11 protein-coding genes are annotated in these 16,148 nt (G+C 67.6%); 5 read left to right on the forward strand and 6 right to left on the reverse strand.

Annotation, left to right across the window (positions count from 1 at the left end; all coding sequences use genetic code 11):
- Positions 1–16: 16 nt before the first annotated feature.
- Both F0U60_RS04785 and F0U60_RS04790 read right to left on the reverse strand, forming a co-directional pair.
- The gene (locus F0U60_RS04785; RefSeq protein WP_395814534.1) at positions 17–1,855 is read right to left on the reverse strand and encodes an ABC transporter ATP-binding protein; all 1,839 of its coding nucleotides are present in this window, start codon (positions 1,853–1,855) and stop codon (positions 17–19) included.
- Positions 1,852–3,639 (reverse strand): ABC transporter ATP-binding protein, encoded by a 1,788-nt coding sequence (locus F0U60_RS04790; protein WP_395814537.1) that lies wholly within the window; start codon positions 3,637–3,639, stop codon positions 1,852–1,854. Before F0U60_RS04790 ends, F0U60_RS04785 begins: the two co-directional genes overlap by 4 nt.
- A gap of 136 nt (positions 3,640–3,775) precedes the next feature.
- On the opposite strand from F0U60_RS04790, the gene F0U60_RS04795 reads away from it, so the two are divergent.
- Positions 3,776–5,095 (forward strand): DUF418 domain-containing protein, encoded by a 1,320-nt coding sequence (locus tag F0U60_RS04795; protein WP_395814540.1) that lies wholly within the window; start codon positions 3,776–3,778, stop codon positions 5,093–5,095.
- Between the two features lie 47 nt (positions 5,096–5,142).
- Positions 5,143–6,801, forward strand: coding sequence for a M14 family zinc carboxypeptidase (locus F0U60_RS04800; protein WP_395814543.1), 1,659 nt, complete (start codon positions 5,143–5,145; stop codon positions 6,799–6,801).
- Between the two features lie 7 nt (positions 6,802–6,808).
- Here the strand turns inward: F0U60_RS04800 and F0U60_RS04805 are convergent, their stop codons facing one another.
- Positions 6,809–7,147 carry a hypothetical protein gene (locus tag F0U60_RS04805; protein WP_395814546.1) on the reverse strand — a complete coding sequence of 113 codons (339 nt, stop codon included), beginning with the start codon at positions 7,145–7,147 and terminating at the stop codon, positions 6,809–6,811.
- 79 nt (positions 7,148–7,226) lie between these two features.
- On the reverse strand, positions 7,227–7,721 hold the full coding sequence (locus F0U60_RS04810; protein WP_395814549.1) for a hypothetical protein: 495 nt from the start codon (positions 7,719–7,721) through the stop codon (positions 7,227–7,229).
- 333 nt (positions 7,722–8,054) lie between these two features.
- Between F0U60_RS04810 and F0U60_RS04815 the strand changes: the two genes are divergently transcribed.
- Positions 8,055–10,286 carry a serine/threonine protein kinase gene (locus tag F0U60_RS04815; RefSeq protein ID WP_395814553.1) on the forward strand — a complete coding sequence of 744 codons (2,232 nt, stop codon included), beginning with the start codon at positions 8,055–8,057 and terminating at the stop codon, positions 10,284–10,286.
- Positions 10,287–10,303: 17 nt separating this feature from the next.
- On the opposite strand, the gene F0U60_RS04820 is transcribed toward F0U60_RS04815, so the two are convergent.
- Complete coding sequence (locus F0U60_RS04820) at positions 10,304–13,168, reverse strand: TonB-dependent receptor domain-containing protein (RefSeq protein ID WP_395814556.1); 2,865 nt, start codon at positions 13,166–13,168, stop codon at positions 10,304–10,306.
- Between the two features lie 35 nt (positions 13,169–13,203).
- The gene (locus F0U60_RS04825; RefSeq protein ID WP_395814559.1) at positions 13,204–13,653 is read right to left on the reverse strand and encodes an HIT family protein; all 450 of its coding nucleotides are present in this window, start codon (positions 13,651–13,653) and stop codon (positions 13,204–13,206) included.
- 130 nt (positions 13,654–13,783) lie between these two features.
- On the opposite strand from F0U60_RS04825, the gene F0U60_RS04830 reads away from it, so the two are divergent.
- Together F0U60_RS04830 and F0U60_RS04835 are read left to right on the forward strand one after the other, a co-directional pair.
- Positions 13,784–15,457, forward strand: coding sequence for a carboxypeptidase-like regulatory domain-containing protein (locus F0U60_RS04830; RefSeq protein ID WP_395814562.1), 1,674 nt, complete (start codon positions 13,784–13,786; stop codon positions 15,455–15,457).
- A 206-nt stretch (positions 15,458–15,663) separates the two neighbouring features.
- The gene (locus F0U60_RS04835; protein ID WP_395814565.1) at positions 15,664–16,122 is read left to right on the forward strand and encodes a response regulator; all 459 of its coding nucleotides are present in this window, start codon (positions 15,664–15,666) and stop codon (positions 16,120–16,122) included.
- Positions 16,123–16,148 lie beyond the last annotated feature (26 nt).

Below are 16,148 nucleotides of genomic sequence, written 5' to 3' on the forward strand. Positions count from 1 at the left end.
GAGGGGAGAGGGGGAATCACATCTTCAGCGGCCGTGTGTCTCCACTCGCGAGCTTCGCTGGTGCGGCGGGCGGCGGCTCTCGGAACTGCCGGTGGTACAGCTCCGCGTACAGGCCGTTCCGAGCCATCAGTTCCTCATGTGTGCCGCGCTCCGTGATGCGTCCGGCATCGATGACGAGGATGAGGTCCGCGTTCCGAATGGTGCTCAACCGGTGCGCGATGACCACGCTGGTCCGGCCCGCTAGGAGCGTGGAGAGCGCACGTTGGATGAGCGCCTCCGTCCGTGTGTCGATGTTCGCCGTCGCTTCATCGAGGATGAGTACGCGGGGATCCGCGATGACTGCTCGCGCGAACGCGAGCAACTGCCGCTGGCCCTGGCTCAGTGTGGCGCCTCCCTCGCCCAGCACCGAGTCGTAGCCCTTGGGCTGCGCCGTGATGAACTCGTGTGCATGGACCGCTCGCGCCGCCTGTTCGACCTCCTCGCGGCTCGCGCCCGGCCGGCCATAGGCGATGTTCTCCGCGATGGTTCCGGAGAACAGGAATGGCTCCTGAATCACCATCGCCATCTGCCGTCGCAGGCTCGCCCTCGTCACCCGCTTGATGTCCTGCCCGTCCAGCCGAACCACCCCCGTCGTCGTGTCGTAGAAGCGGGGAATGAGGTTGGCCACGGTCGTCTTCCCCGCGCCCGTGCGGCCCACCAGCGCCACCGTCTGGCCGGGTTGGATCTCGAAGCTCATGTCATGCAGCACCGGGTGCGCGGGGTCGTAGGCGAAGGACACCTTCTCGAACGTGATGCGTCCTTCCGCTCGTCCCAGCTCCACCGCGTCCGGGGCATCAGCGGGCTCGCGCGTCTCGTCGAGGATGGCGTAGATGCGCTCCGCTCCAGCGAGTGCCGACTGCATCTGCGTGTACACCGAGGCCATGAGCTGCACCGGCCGGAAGAACTGCTGGACGTAGATGAGGAACGCCGCCAGCAGGCCCACGCTCAGCCGCCCCTGGAGCACCAGGTAGCCGCCGTAACCGATGACGAGCGCCGTGGCGATGGTGGAGAGCATGTCCATCGCCGGGGAGAACGCGGAGGTGATACCCACCGCGGCCACGTTGGCGTCCCGGTTGGCGGCGTTCCGGTCACGGAAGCGCTGGATGTTCACGTCCGTGCGGTTGAACGCCTGCGCCTGCCGCACGCCGACGATCTCCTCCTGCAACTCCGCGGTCACGTTGCCCGCCGTCTGCCGCGTCTTGCGATAGGCCTTGCGGGCTCGGGTGGCGAAGAACCGGGTGGTGAGCAGCATCACCGGAATGAGGGTAAAGCACGCCAGCGCGAGGGGAATGTTGAGCGCCAGCATCGCCACCAGCACGCCCACCAGCCCCAGCATCGAGCCCAGCAGCTGTGTCACGCCCTGGGAGAAGAACTGGTTGAGCGTGTCCACGTCACTGAGCAGCCGGCTCATCAGGTCGCCGATCGGCCGCTTGTCGAAATACGTGAGCGGCAGCGTCTGGAGCTGGTCGAAGAGCCGGGTGCGCATCGAGGAGAGCACCTTCTGGCCCGTCGCGCCCACTCGCCGCGTCTGCGCCCGCCCGGAGAGCGCGCCTGCTCCGTAGACGACGAGCAGCAGCACCATGGTGCGCAGCAGGCCCAGGACATTCCCGCTCGAGATGTCGTGGTCGATGGCTCGGCTCACCAGGTACGGTCCCGCGGCCTGTGTCAGTGCGCCCACGACGATGAACCCCATGGCCACGAGCAGCGTGCCTCGGTAGGGCCTCATCTCGGTCAGCAGTCGGCGCGCCACCGTGCCACGGTTGGCGGCTCGCTGGTCTTCCTGCTCCGCCATCGAGTGGATGGATCCGGGTCTCATGCTGCCTCCACCGTCCCGGGCTGTAGCTGCGAGCCGAGAATCTCGTTGTAGAGCGGGCTCGAGGCGAGGAGCTGCTCATGGTTCCCTTGTGCCACCACCTTGCCCTCGTCGAGCACGAGGATGAGGTCCGCGTCGCGCACCGTGCTGATCCGCTGGGCGATGACGAGGGCGGTGCGGTGCGTGCCGCGCATCAGCCGGTCGAGCGCGCCTTGAATGGCTGCCTCCGTCTCGGCATCCACCGCCGAGGTGCTGTCGTCGAGGATGAGCAGGCGCGGCTCCGTGAGCAGCGCTCGCGCGATGGCCAGACGCTGTCGCTGGCCCCCCGACAGCCCGACGCCCCGCTCGCCCACCACCGTGTCGTAGCCCTGTGGCAGCCCCGCGATGAACTCCGCCGCCTGCGCTGCTTCGGCCGCCGCCTGGATTTGCTCCAGCGTCGCGTCCGGGCGGCCGTAGGCGATGTTCTCGCGCACCGTTCCGGAGAAGAGCAGGGCGTCTTGTAGCACCACGCCTATCTGCGAGCGCAGGCTGGAGAGCGTCACCTCGCGCACGTCGTGTCCGTCGAGGAGCACCGCGCCACCCGTCACGTCGTAGAAGCGGGGCAGCAGGTTGATGATGGTGCTCTTGCCGGAGCCCGTCGTCCCGAGGATCGCCACGAGCTGTCCTGGCTCGGCCACGAAGCTCACCCCGCTCAGGATTTCACGCTCGCCGCCCGCGTAGCGGAAGCGCACGTCGCGGAACTCAACCCGTCCCTGGAGGGGCGGCAGCACCCGGGCTCCGGGCTTGTCGGCCACCTCCACCTGGGTGTCGAGCAGCTCGAAGACGCGCAGCGCGGACGCCCCGGCCCGGGAGATCTGCGCCGCGACGAAGCCCAGCGTCATGATGGGCATGAGCACGAAGCCCAGGTAGGAGTTGAACGCGAGCAGCTCGCCGATGGTCAATTCCTGACGGAAGATGAGCATGCCGCCGACGCCCACCACGACGAGTGTGCCGAGGTTGGCGAAGAAGCTCACGAAGGGGAAGTTGTTGGCGATCGCATCAATGATTTGCAGGTTGTTGTCCAGCAGCTCGTCATTGACTTTTTGGTAACGGGCGGCCTCGCGAGCCTCACCGGAGAACGCGCGCACCACGCGGATGCCGCGCAGGTCTTCCTGGAGGACTGTGTTGAGCTGGCCGAGGGCTCCCTGCACCCTGCCGAACAGCGGGCCCATCTTGCCCACGAAGACCCGGAGCAGCCAGAGGATGGGTGCGATGGCGGCCAGTGCTACGACGGCGAGCACGGGGTTGATGCTAAGCAGCAGCACCGCACAACCCACCAGCATGGCGGACGAGGCCGCGAGCTGGAGCACGCCGGAGCCAACGAAGGTGCGCACCTGCTCCACGTCGTTGGTGAGCCGGGTGAGGAGCTGGCCAGTCTGGGCCTGGTCGTAATAGCTGAAGCTCAGCCGCTGGATGCGCGCGAAGAGCGCATCGCGCAGGTCGAAGGCGACGCCTTGGGACACGCGCTCGGCCAGGTAGCCCTGGAGGAAGTTGAAGAGCCCGCGCCCCAGCGCGATAGCCAACAGACCGCCCATTGCCGCGAAGACCGGGGCGCTTCTTCCCTGGGTGAGGCCTCCGTCGATGGCCAGCCGCACCATCTGGGGCGCGGCGAGGTTGGCGGCCGAGACCAGCAGGAGCGACACCAGCGCGCCCGCCGTCTCCAGTTTGTAGCGCTTGAGATACCCGAGCGCCCGCCACACAGCCTTCCCGCCGCCCGCTGGCAGCCCCGGTCTTCGTCCTCGTTCCATGCCTGAACACACGTATCCAAGCGAACCCCGGGCCGCAACGTCCGTGCGGAAGATGCGTGCGGCCTCGTTCACATGCGAGGTGAGGACCCTGTATCGGCTGCTTGACGCGCGTGGGTGGGACGCGTCTGCTGTACGGATGGACAGCACTTCCACCCCGGTGCCTGCCGCGGACACCGGTGCGCGGCCGGTCGATTCCAGCGAGCGCCTGATCCTCCTCGATGTCCTGCGCAGCTTCGCCCTGTGTGGCGTCTTCGTCTCGAACGCCTACGTGCACCTGAGCGGCCGGGGCTTCCTGCCGAAGGAGGCCGCCGACGCCCTGATGTCGACGCGGGTGGATGTCGTCACCGACTTCCTCTTCACCCGCTTCGTGGCCGAGAAGGCCATGTCCACCTTCTCGTTCCTCTTCGGCCTCGGCTTCGCCATCCAGATGGGCCGGGCCGAGGCGCGGGGGAGCTCCATCGTCTCCGTCTACACCCGGCGGCTGGCGGTGCTCCTGCTCATCGGCCTCACGCATCTGTTCGCGCTCTGGTACGGCGACGTCCTCAACCTGTACGCGGTGATGGGCTTCGTGCTCCTGCTGTTTCGTAAGCTGCCCGACAGGAACCTGATCGTCTGGAGCCTCGTGCTCATCATCGGCGCACCGCTCGCCGTCACCGCCGTCATGACCTTGGTGCCGCTGCTCGCCAGCTCGCCGGAGGTCGCGCAGGAGGCGGCCAGAGCGAAGATGGCAAGGTTGGCGGAGATCCGCAGCCAGACGCTGGCCGCCTTCCAGAGCGGCTCCTACCTCACCACGGCGAAGGCCAATGCCGCTTTCTATTGGAATGTCTTCCTCAAGCCGATGACGGCGGCGCACGCGCTGATCACCCTCGGTCGATTCCTCCTCGGTCTCCTGGCCGGGCGGCGGAGGCTCTTCCACGACGTGGAAGCGAACCGTCCCGTCTTCCGCTGGATTCTCGGGTGGGGGTTGGGGCTGGCCGTGCTGGGCAATGGCGTGGGGCTGCTCGTTGACTACCTGTTGCGCATCGGGGTGTTCTCCAAGCCAGCGCTGTGGTGGCGGCTCCTCAACCAATCAGTCTGGGAGGTGGGGGTGCTCGGTCTTGCCGCGTGCTACGTGGCTGGCCTCTCGCTCCTCTTCTTGCGTCCCCGCGTGCGGCGCTTCCTCTTGGTGTGGGCCCCCGCCGGCCAGATGGCGCTGACGAACTACCTGTGCCAGACCGTCATCAGCCAGCTCGTCTACTACGGCTATGGGTTCAACCTGCTCGGCAAGCTGCGCCCCCTGCCGTGCCTCGCGCTCATGTTCGGACTCTTCTGGGTCCAGATCCTGGTGAGCCACCTCTGGCTGGCGCGCTTCCGCTTCGGCCCCGTCGAGTGGGTGTGGCGCTCGTTGACCTATAGGAAGCTCCAACCGATGCGCCGGGCTCCGGCGCGTGAGGCGGACGTGGCCTCCGCCGCCTGAGCAAATGCTTGACGCTGCGGGGGCGGAGCGCTCGGATGCGCCCCCATATGACCGAGCTGCTTACCCGCGCCGAAGCCTCGAACTACAAGGAAACCTCGCGCCACTCCGACGTGCTCGCCTTCGTCGACGAGCTCTGCCGCCGGACGAAGCTCGCCAGACGGGTCGACTTCGGAAAGAGCGGTGAAGGCCAGCCCATGGTGGCGCTCATCGTGAGCGACCGCGGCTGCTTCACCCCCGAGCTCGCGCGCAAGCAGAAGAAGATTGTCGTGATGGTGGAGGCCAACATCCACGCCGGTGAGGTCGAGGGCAAGGAGTCCGTGCTCGCGCTCGCCCGGGACCTGACCCTCACGAAGCTCGGCCAGAAGCTGCTCGACAAGCTCTGCCTCGTGTTGATTCCGAACTTCAACCCGGACGGCAACGACCGCATCAGCCCGAACAACCGCAAGCTCGACCTCAAGAACCTCGAGGGACAGGTGAACCCCGAGGGCGGTGTGGGCACGCGCTACACGGGCGAGGGGTGGAACCTCAATCGCGACAGCATGAAGCAGGAGGCGCCTGAGACGCGCTGCATCGCGAAGCTGTACCAGGAGTGGTGGCCGCACCTCTTCATCGACTGCCACACCACCGATGGCAGCATCCACGCCTTCGACCTCACCTTTGACACGTCGCACTCGAACGAGCCGCTCTTCGCGGAGATGCGCGCCTTCAACCGCGTGATGCTCGAGCGCGTGGCCAAGGCCGTGAAGACGCGCCATGGCTTCGACAGCTTCTGGTATGGCAACTACAAGGAAGAGGGCAATCCCCGCTCCGGTTGGCACACCTATCCCGCGCTCCCGCGCTTCGGAAGCCACTACCGCGGGTTGCTCGGCCGGCTGGACGTGCTGCTCGAGACCTACAGCTACATCGATTTCCCGCGCCGCTGCGCGGTGATGCGGGCCTGGTTGCTTGAGCTGTTCCGCGATGCCGCGAAGAACGCCACCGCCTATCGCGCCATCACTGACATTGAGGCCGAGCACATCCTCGCGCGCGGCGAGTCGCCCGATGTGCAGACGCTCGTGGGTATCAACTACGGCGTGGCCACGCGCGACGACAAGGGCTCGCTTGTGTTCGAGTACCCCGCCCATGCGAAGCCCGGTGATGTGGCCCACATCCAGGCTTTCGACGAGGCAAGCATCTCCGAGCGGCGGTACCCCGGAAAGCGGCGGCGGACCTATCAGATGCCGCACCACCGGACGTTCGTGCCCACGCAGGCGGTGAGCACGCCGATGGCGTATCTCGTGCCGGCGGAGCTCGCCTCGCGCCTCGAGGGGCATGGCATCCGCTTCGAGCGCCTGGATGCGCCGCGGCGCTTCACCGTCGACAGCTACCGGGTGGCGCGGCGCGAGGAGACGTTCAGCCCCGACGTGGCCGCGAACGTCCCGCCGCCCGGCCAGGCCGAGGTGCCGCTCAGTCAGAAGCCCAAGCCCGTGCGCTTCGAGACCGTGCTCACGGTGGCCCCCGAGCGCTCCACGCGCGAGTTCCCCGCGGGGACTCTGTACGTCCCCACGGCGCAACGCACCGGTACGCTGATTGTGTACCTGCTCGAGCCGCACTCCGATGACGGCTTCTGCCGCTGGCAGTTCCTGGACGGGCTCATCACGGTGGGCGAGCTCTACCCCATCCACCGCGTGGTGGAAGCCGTCAGCGCGCCAAAGAAGGCCGAGTGACGGGGCGCTACTTCTCCGGCTTGTGAGTCGACAGCTCATCCGGAAGGGGTATCCGGACGAGCTTCAGCCCCTTCGGCCCGCGGTCGACCACGGTGAAGCCCTGGCCACCCGCCCGGACGAGCTGGCCGTCCGTGGCCGCTCCGCTCGCGAGCCAGTTCTCCGCCTCTTCTCTCGTGGCGAAGGTGTGGGCAATCTTTATCCCCTCGGTGGCCGGGGTCGTTATCTTCCGGAAGAACTCGCGGAACTCCTCGAGCTTCCGGACGTCGTCGCGCACGAAGAGCAACGCGGCCGCGCAAATCCTGAGCGCCTCGTCTTCGGGCGAGCCCTCGGGGTGATTCTTGCTCACGGCCTCCACGGTCCGGAGAACTGCGTCCACATCGAAGTTTTTGTTGTATTTCATTGGCAGGCCGGGAAATGACAAGCTTCTAGAGGGCGAGTGGGACCAGGAGCAGCGCTCCACTTCCGCCTGTAACGAGGATGAACGCGGTCCCTGCGACGATGACGACGGTTCCGAGTACCAGCTCTGTCTTGTGCGCTCGAATCCAGTCGCGCGCCTTGTCTAGACTCGAGAACTCGAGCGGCGGGCGTTTCTTGACACGCTCCGCCTCCTCCTTCTCCTGCTCCTCAATGCAAGACATGTATTGCTTGCGGCATTCCCGATTGCAGTATTCGTAATACCATTCGTTGCCTTCAACGTGTGGATAGGGTTTGCGCGCGGACTCCCAGCAAGCGTTGAAGCAGGTGTTGAGTTCGTCGTCGCAGTCGTAGCCAGAGCCTCCGGTCCCGAGCGCGCTGCCGACGCCGCTCGCGTCCGTGTCGACGACGTAGCTCCCCGCCGGGCCTTGGGCCGTTCGCGCGTGCCCGCAGCCGGAGCAAGCCACCATCACGGCGCACACCAGCGCGAGGTACCTCCAGGCCATGCCCCACACTCCCGTTCAGCCGAAAAAAACCGAGTAATTTCAGATGGTTGGGGGGGGGGGGGGGGGGGGGGGGGGCTGTACAAATGTTCAGTACGGCCTTCCCGGGAGTGGTGCGCTCCACCCCTCTCCATCCATCCTCGCTGATCTTACAGACCAGCGGGGTTCACCCTAGGAGACTGCACCGCCTGGCGGCAATTTCGTTCGCTCGGTTGCCGGCTGGCACCCGACACTTCACGAGTTCCGGCTCTCGCCCCTGGTCGGAGGGGCCCCACCAGCGAGCGGCACCGTCCCGGGTTAGGATGGATGACGCCCCGGGCCATGGACTCTTCGCCGATGAACGACACCCCCCAGTTCCCCCGCCTCCTCGGACGCTACGAGCTCGTCCACCTTATTGGCCAGGGCGGCATGGGCGAGGTCTATCTCTCCAAGATCTCCGGCGCGGCGGGCTTCGAGAAGCCCTGCATCGTCAAGACGATCCTCCCCGCGCTCCTCAAGGACTCGCAGTTCCTTGATCGGTTCCACCATGAGGCCAAGGTGCTGGTGCACCTCGTCCACTCGTCCATTGCCCAGGTGTACGACATGGGCGAGGCCGAGGGCACCTACTACATGGCCCTCGAGTACGTGGCGGGCGTGGACCTGGCCTACCTGCTGGAGCAGGCGCGTGCCCAGGGACAACTCCTCCCCGTGCCGGTGGCGCTCCTGCTCGGCCAGCGCATCGCCGAGGGGCTCGGCTACGCCCACCGCAAGACGGGCCCGGATGGCACGCCGCTGGGCATCGTCCACCGCGACGTCTCGCCCCACAACGTGATGGTCTCGTACGAGGGCGAGGTGAAGGTCATCGACTTCGGCCTCGCCAAGAGCGCCGCGCGCAGCAAGTACACCCTGCCCGCCACCGTCATGGGCAAGCTCGGCTACATGTCGCCAGAGCAGGTGCGCGCCGAGGCCGTTGACCACCACACCGACATCTACTCGTGCGGCGTGGTGGTGTGGGAGCTGCTCGCGGGCCGGCCATTGATCAACCACGGCACCGTGGGCGAAATGATGGCCGCCATGTCCAACCCCACCGTGCCCGCGCTCCACGAGCTGCGGCCGGACGTGGACCCGGCCCTCGACGCGGTGGTGCGCCGCGCGCTGGCTCCTACCCCCGGGGAGCGCTACGCCCGCGCTGATGACTTCGCTCGGGCCCTCAACGAGCAGTTCCTGCGCACGACCTCCTCTTTTGGTGCCGAGGAGGTGGGCAACTTCGTGCGCTCGCTCTGCCCGGAGGCCTTCGCCTCGCAGCGCCAGCTCCTCTCCCGGCTCACGACTTCCCGAGCTACGGGGCTGCGCCGCACGCCCCCTCCTGGCAGCCCCGTTGTTCCCCTGAACACCGGCCGCCACACCCCGCTGCCTCCCGGGGTGTCCCACGCGGACCCTGCGCTCATGTCTGGCTACGACGCCACCCTGATGCGCTCGCCCAGCAGCACCGGCACGCCCGTCGTCGGCACTGCTCAAGGTCTCGCGCCGACGGAGACGCTCCAGCTGGACAAGCCCTCCTCCGGGCCGGGCCGCAAGGGCTGGACGGTGGCGATCGCCCTCGGCGCTCTCGGTCTGATCGGCGCCACGGCGGGGGTGACCTCGGTCCTGATGTCTCGCCGTCCCCCTCCGCCCATGGTTGCCCCAGACAGGCGACACCCACCGCATCAGGGTCCTCCTCCGCACCGGGGTCCGGGCATGCATCCGGGGGATCGCCCCCCGCACGAGAGGTTTCCGCCACCTCCGGGTATGCCTCCAGACGAGCCCCGCCCGGACTTCGAGTCCCGGCCTCCTCCCCATGGGCCCGAGTCCCATGCCGTGGCTCCCTCCGCTCCCGAGCCGGGCACGCCCCCGGAGGCCACTGGGCAGGCTGAGCCCAAGGTCGCAGCCGCGGCTCCTCCCGCAAAGCCAATCACGGCTCCTTCACGCCCCGCATCGAAGCTCATCCCCGTGGGGAACGTGGTGGCGATGAAACCGAGTGGCTCGTCCTATCTGGTTCCCCGTGGCCGCCTGGCGGGGCTCAGCGAGGGCATGGTGCTCCAGGTGGTGGCAGCGCCGGTGAAGGACGGAAAGGCGAGGCTGCTCGGCGAAGCGACGGTCCTCGAGGTGTTTCCGCGGCGCTCGGTGGTGGAACCCGACGCCCGCGTGCGCAAGGCTGGCTCCCTCGAGCGCTTCCTGGTTCTGCCCGAACAGCCGGCATCCAAGGCCGAGGACTCCACGCCTTCGGCCGCGCCGGCTCCCACGGCCGCCGCAGCTCCCGCCGCACCTGCACCACGGGAGTTGAGCGGGCGCATTCTCATCAAGAGCATCGGCCCCTTCCTCAAGAAGATCGAGCTCACCAACACGGACACCATCGTCTGGAGCGGCTGCATCCTCGTCGCTCGGGGACGGGACGTGTACAAGCTGGGCGGTGTGTCCCCCGGCGGTACGCGGGAGGTCCCCCTGAACGACTTCGAGAAGGGCGTCCGGGAGGTGCCCTTCGTGGGGAAGAATCGGCTCGGGCTCTTCTGCACCGAGGGCCAGAGGGAATTCCCCGCGAAGGAGCTGTGAGCGCCGGGCTGTGAGCCTCAGAAGGCGCCGGTGAGCTGCAGCGAGAAGGTACGCCCGTACTGGGGCACGGGCGCAGCGGCGCGATCCGTTCCGAGCGGCAGGGTGTAGTGGCTGTCGAGCAGGTTCTGCACCCCGGCGAAGTAGCGCAGGTGCTGGAACTCACCAGAGAGGCCCACGCCGAGCAGCAGGGCCTCGCTGTTGGTGGCACCGTCCTTCGAGCCGCCGCGGGCGCTCTGGTAGGTGGCCTGGGTGGACAGGCGCACGTCGGTGTTGCCCAGGGGCAGCAGCAGCCGTCCGGAGGCCAGGTGCGCGGGGACGGCGGCGGCCACCTCCTCCGAGGCATTCAGGAGCGTGACGAAGGAGTAGCTCAGGTCCACCATCATGTAGCGCCCCGGCTGCCAGCGCAGCCCGGCCTCAGCGCCCCATGCGAGCGTCTGGCCGGGCCGGTTGGCGAAGACGAGGCACGCCTCGGTCCCCGTCGGGGTGCCACACCGGGGCTGTCCACTCTCCGTCTCCAGGACGATCAGGTTGCTGATGCGGTTGTGATAGCCGGCGACCGTGAGGCGCAGATCCTCCGTCAGATCGTGCGAGTGCTCCAACTCCAGGGTGCCGATGGCTTCCGGCTGCAGCGAGCTCGGAGCCACCTGGGTGACACCATTGTCGTTGTAGTCGAGCTCATACACGTTGGGCGCGCGGAAGGCGGAGCCGACCACCAGCTTGGTGAGGCCCTTGTCATAGGGGTGGGCGATGACGGCCAGCCGAGGCGTGATGGGCGTGATGTCCACGTCGAAGTACTTGTCCAGGCGCAGGCCCGCCGAGAGGCTCAGCCGCGGGTGCAGACGCCACTCGTCCAGCACATAGGCGGAGAGCAGCATCCGGCGCTTGCTGGCCATGGGCGCCATCCCCTCCGGGCCCATGCTCTCCTGCTCCACGCGCAGCTGGCCCTGTCCCTCGACGCCGACAGTGAGGCGGTGGGAGTTGGAGAGGGAGAGGAGGACTCGGGCCTCGGCGGAGACCCAGTCGGCACTGCCGGCGTCGGTGTCGCGCCGCAGGCCGCCGCTCGGCTGCACGTACATCCAATAGCCGCGGTAGCGGCTGACGTCATAGGAGCCGCGCAGCGACAGGCGCACTCGCTCGTCCAGGATCTTCTCGTAGCGGGCCTCGACGAAGCCGCGGAAGTCGTGGATGTGGGTACCCTCGATGCCCAGCACAGTGCCGAAGGGGCCTGTGGGAATCTGCTTCTCCCGTGCGTGGACCTGGGCCTGGAGCGAGAGACCGCCAGAGCGGGCCCGTAGCGAGGACGTGATGGCGCGCTCCCCGTCCAATCCGTCCACCACCGGCAGGTCGTCGCCCAGGCGGGTCGTCTCCGCGCCCTCCATGTTCACCGCTGCCAGGGACAGCAGCACCGAGTCGCGCACGTTGTCCCACGCCCCCGTCGCGTGCAGCCGCGTGGTGCCCAGTGCCTCCACGGAGCCGGTGACCTCCACCCTCCGCTCCAGGCCCAGCGACTCGCGCGGCACCACGTTGATGACGGCGAAGAAGGCCCCCGTTCCGTAGAGGGCGCTGCCCGGGCCACGCACCACTTCAATGTGGTCTACCTCCTCCAGGTCCACCGACAGGTCTCGCGCCGAGTAGCCCTGCCCGGCCCACACATCATTCATGGGGTGACCGTCCCAGAGGATGAGGATGCGGGTGTTGAGGTCGCCCGGAGGCGAGAAGCCACGCACGCCCAGGTAGGTGTACGAACGATCGTTTGAGATGAAAAAGCCGCGCACGGCGGCCAGCGCGTCGGCCAACGTGGTGTAGCCGAAGGCGCGCAGTTCCTCTCGGGAGATGACGGTGGTGGAGGCGGGGGCTTCGTCCACGGTGAGTGGGCTCTTGGACGCGGCGCGCACCGGTGGGGGCTCGTAGCGCAGCTCCGCATGGAACTTCGTGTCTTGGTTCGCCACCACGGTGACCAGCTGGCGCACGGGGTACACGTCCCGGCTCTCCACCTCCAGGTTGTGCTCGCCCTCGGGGAGGGTGAGGACCATGGGGGTGAAGCCGGAGGGATGGCCGTCCACGCGCACCGCTGCGTTGTCACGGTTGGCGGTGACGATGATGCGCCCGGTGGGTTGCTCCAGCTCGCGGAGCGCCACCTGGAGCGTGACGCTGGCGTCAGCGGGCACGTCCACCAGGAGTTGGGCCGAGTTGTAGCCGGGCGCGCGGACATGCAGCACGTGAGGGCCGGGGGTGAAGCGCAGCCTGCCAGGGACCGTCCCCAGCACGGGGCCATCCGGAGTCGCGCGCACCTCCGCGCCATAAGGCGTGCCAGCGAGCTCTACCTCGCCGGTGATGAGCTCCAGCTTGAACTCCTGCTCCACGGATTGGCCCCGCAGGAGTTGGATGGTCTGCTCCGCGGAGCGGTAGCCCTCCTTGCGCACCATCACCTTGTGGGGCCCGGGAGGCAGCGCGAGCGTCCGAGGCGAGAGCCCCCGCACTCCAAGGTCCTCTCGATCCACGAGCACCTCGGCGCCCGCGGGCTCGGTGATGACGCGCACCAGGGCCACCTTGGGGCGCAGCCGCTCCAGGGCCTGGTTCACCTTCGCCTTGTCTATGGCGGGGATGTACTCCTGCGCGAGGTCGTTGTAGTAGCGGTACGCCTCGTTGTAGCGGCTGAGCGCCTCGTAGCAGCGGGCGATGTTGAAGAGGACGTTGCGGTTGGGAACGAGCCGGTAGCTGGCGAAGTAGGAGCGCAGGGCCTCGATGTACAGCCCCCGGTCGTAGGCCGCGTTGCCCACCTCGAAGGCCACGTCCGCTTCATCCGCCGTGTTGTTGGCCAGGGCGGCCATGGGCACGAGCAGCAGTGACAGGATGAGGGAGCCGAGACGGAGCGCGCGCATGGAGCTCACCCATTCTTCCATGTGGGCGTGGAAAGTCACCGGGCCAGGGCTGAGGCTAATTGTCGCGCCGCGGCTTCCAGCTCGGTTGCCGAGCGCCAGTCTCCAGCCGTCGCGTCGAAGGCTCCTCGGCCCCATAGCCGTTGGGGCGTGTCCCGGTAGCGTGGCACTAGATGGAGGTGAAAATGTCGCAGCACGTCTCCAATGGCGAAGGCATAGGCGTGCTCCGCGCCGAGCACCTCACGCTGGGCCCTCATCACCCTCGCGGCGAAGGGGCCCAGCTCCTGGACCGCCTCCTCGTCCAGATCGTACAGGGCGCGCGCGTGCCGCACGCTGGTGAGCACCACCCAGCCGGGCAGGGGACTGGGCGAGGCCACGCCATGGAGCACCAGCCCGGCCGAGCGGGCGAGCACCCCTCCTACGGGCCGGTGGCTTCCACTCACGACGGCGCAGCCGAGGCAGGGATCATTCACGTCCACATCGCTCATGGCGCGTCACGCTATCAGCGCGCCTGACATTCCGTCGGATTGTCCCCTTCTTGACGGAGGCGGGCCCGGTCGGAGACTGTCAGGCCGCCGCCACGCGCGGGCTGACACTCCAAGCATGCAAGGTGGAAAGATGAAGAAGCATTGGGCAGTCGTGCTGCCGCTCTTGGTCATCGGGTGCACGCCGGAGGACTCCGACGGAGACGGCATCGCCGACGGCGTGCGCGAGCCGGACTCCGTGACGGTGGTGGCCCCGGCCAACCCCAAGGGCACCGTCTCCGGTCAGGTCCTCAACACCCGCTTGGAGCCGCTCTCCGAGGCCTCGGTGGTGCTGACCATCGGAAGCGCGACGGCGGAGAAGCCCTTCACGACCCAGACGGACGCCGCGGGCAACTTCATGCTCGCGAACGTGCCGGCCGGCTCCGAAGTCCTGGTGACGATCAGCAAGGCGGGCTACGCCACCCTGCGCGCCACCGCGACAGTCCCCTCCACCGCGGGCAACATCCCCATCAACAACGGCAACGCGAACATCGGCGCCGTCGCCCTCACCGAGACGAAGAGCTCCGTGAGCTTCTCGCTCGTCACGCCCTCGGGCCAGCCCGCCTCGGGCGCCCAGGCGTACCTCGAGGCCTCCCCCGCCGGCACCATCGCCTTCAACGGTGGCACGGCGGCGGCCGTGAGCTCGGTGGTGGTCTCTGCCAAGGCGGATGCGCTTGGCGTCGTCACCTTCAGCAACGTGCCCGCTCCGGCGGAGCTCGCGCGCATCGGTGGCGTGGGCGAGGCCGCGGGTGGCTACCATCTCTGGGTCGACCCGGTCGACGTGAACGAGGACGGCATCTTCGACTCGGCCGGTCATGACGAGAAGATCAGCGCCTCGGACCTGCTGACGTATGGCGGCTCGCGGCTCATCCGCATGTCCGCGCCGCGCAACGATGGGGGCGGTGAGGGCTCGGTCTCGGGCTTCCAGCTGGTGGCCACCAACGTGCCCAGCCTCAACTACGTGAAGCTCGCGGATACGGATCCCCAGAAGGCGCAGATGGAGCTGCAGAAGAAGCCCGTGCGCAACCTGGTCCGGCCCGGTCAGCCCATCTACCTCGGCTTCAGCCAGCCGGTGATGAAGGACTCGCTGCTGGCCATCCTCACGGACGAGCTCGGCAGGGAGTCCCTCAACCTCACCGTGACGCCGAGCGCCACAGGGGATGTCTACACGCTCACGCCCCTGTCCTCGCAGATCCGCGAGGGGCTGGAGTACAACCTCATCCTGCGCGCCACCTCGGCGTACGATGGCACCGTCAAGACCTGGAAGGGCTACTTCCTCAGCGGTGACCCGAAGACTCCGCGACCCCTCCAGATTGCGAGCGTCGTCTACAAGGATGGCACCACGGGCACCCCAGGGACGTTGGAGCCGGGCGAGTGCCTCATCCTCACCTTCAACCAGACGGTGATTCCTACCCCCGCCACCGTCACCACCGTGCAGCTCGATGCCGTCATCACCTCGGGGGACACGACCCAGTCCTTCAAGGTCAACCCGGCCGCGCCGCCCTCGAGCAATGTCTGCTTCGGGGAGACGACCACGAAGTACCCCATCGACTTCGCGAACTTCAACGAAGCCACGAGCCGCTTCTTCTTTACGTACGGCGTTGCCACGTCGACGTTGCCGCCCATCAACGTCAGCGCTGGCAATGTCCGGGTGAAGGCGGACTTCACGAGGTACCAGTCGGTGGACCCCTCGCTCTACTTCGAGACGGCCTGGGGTGGACCGGTGCCCTCGACGACGAGCCTGGAGGCGCCGCTCACCAAGCTGTAGCTCGCCGTTGCTCGCGGATGGACACCCCCAGGCGGCAGCACTGCGCCGCCTGGTTGTCCCAAGTCATCAACGCTGTGAGTGAAGTGTCTGGTCCCTGACACGTTTCGAGGGCCCAAGCCCCTCCGGACCCTGGCCGGCACGAGCGCATCCAGGGGGGCGTGCATAGCATGGTGCGGCGTTCCCACTTGGTACGAGGGCCCCGCGCCATGGACACTCCGCCCACGCAAAGCCTCGAAATCAGAGCGAATGAGGTCGCCAAGCCAGCCAATTCGGCCGACCGCACCCGCGTGCTCGTGGTCGACGATTTCGATGACGCCCGCGAGATGTACGCGGAGTACCTCGAATATGTTGGGTTTCAGGTGGAGGTGGCCCGCAACGGCGTCGAGGCCGTGGAGAAGGCCCAGGGCGCCCCGCCCGACATCATCTTGATGGACCTGTCCCTGCCGGTCATGGATGGCTGGGAGGCCACTCGGCTGCTGAAGCAGGACCACCGCACGCGGAACATTCCAGTGATGGCGCTCAGCGGCCATGTGCTGGCCGGTAACGCCGAGCAGGCGAGGCAGGCGGGCGCGGACGAGTTCGTCGCCAAGCCCTGCCTGCCGCAGGACCTGGAGGACCGCATTCGCCGGATGCTCAAACCCAGCAAAGCCAAGGGCAAACCTTAGTTTCTCACGCCGGTCACCCCTTCTCT

Source organism: Archangium minus, from assembly GCF_044360475.1.
GTDB classification, from domain to species: Bacteria; Myxococcota; Myxococcia; order Myxococcales; family Myxococcaceae; genus Archangium; species Archangium minus.

Coding starts and splice junctions, on each gene's coding strand:
- F0U60_RS04815 (WP_395814553.1), top strand. CDS start 8,055: ATGAACGACACCCCCCAGTTCCCCCGCCTCCTCGGACGCTACGAGCTC.
- F0U60_RS04835 (WP_395814565.1), top strand. CDS start 15,664: ATGGACACTCCGCCCACGCAAAGCCTCGAAATCAGAGCGAATGAGGTC.
- F0U60_RS04790 (WP_395814537.1), bottom strand. CDS start 3,639: ATGGAACGAGGACGAAGACCGGGGCTGCCAGCGGGCGGCGGGAAGGCT.
- F0U60_RS04820 (WP_395814556.1), bottom strand. CDS start 13,168: ATGCGCGCGCTCCGTCTCGGCTCCCTCATCCTGTCACTGCTGCTCGTG.
- F0U60_RS04800 (WP_395814543.1), top strand. CDS start 5,143: ATGACCGAGCTGCTTACCCGCGCCGAAGCCTCGAACTACAAGGAAACC.
- F0U60_RS04785 (WP_395814534.1), bottom strand. CDS start 1,855: ATGAGACCCGGATCCATCCACTCGATGGCGGAGCAGGAAGACCAGCGA.
- F0U60_RS04810 (WP_395814549.1), bottom strand. CDS start 7,721: ATGGCCTGGAGGTACCTCGCGCTGGTGTGCGCCGTGATGGTGGCTTGC.
- F0U60_RS04825 (WP_395814559.1), bottom strand. CDS start 13,653: ATGAGCGATGTGGACGTGAATGATCCCTGCCTCGGCTGCGCCGTCGTG.
- F0U60_RS04830 (WP_395814562.1), top strand. CDS start 13,784: ATGAAGAAGCATTGGGCAGTCGTGCTGCCGCTCTTGGTCATCGGGTGC.
- F0U60_RS04795 (WP_395814540.1), top strand. CDS start 3,776: ATGGACAGCACTTCCACCCCGGTGCCTGCCGCGGACACCGGTGCGCGG.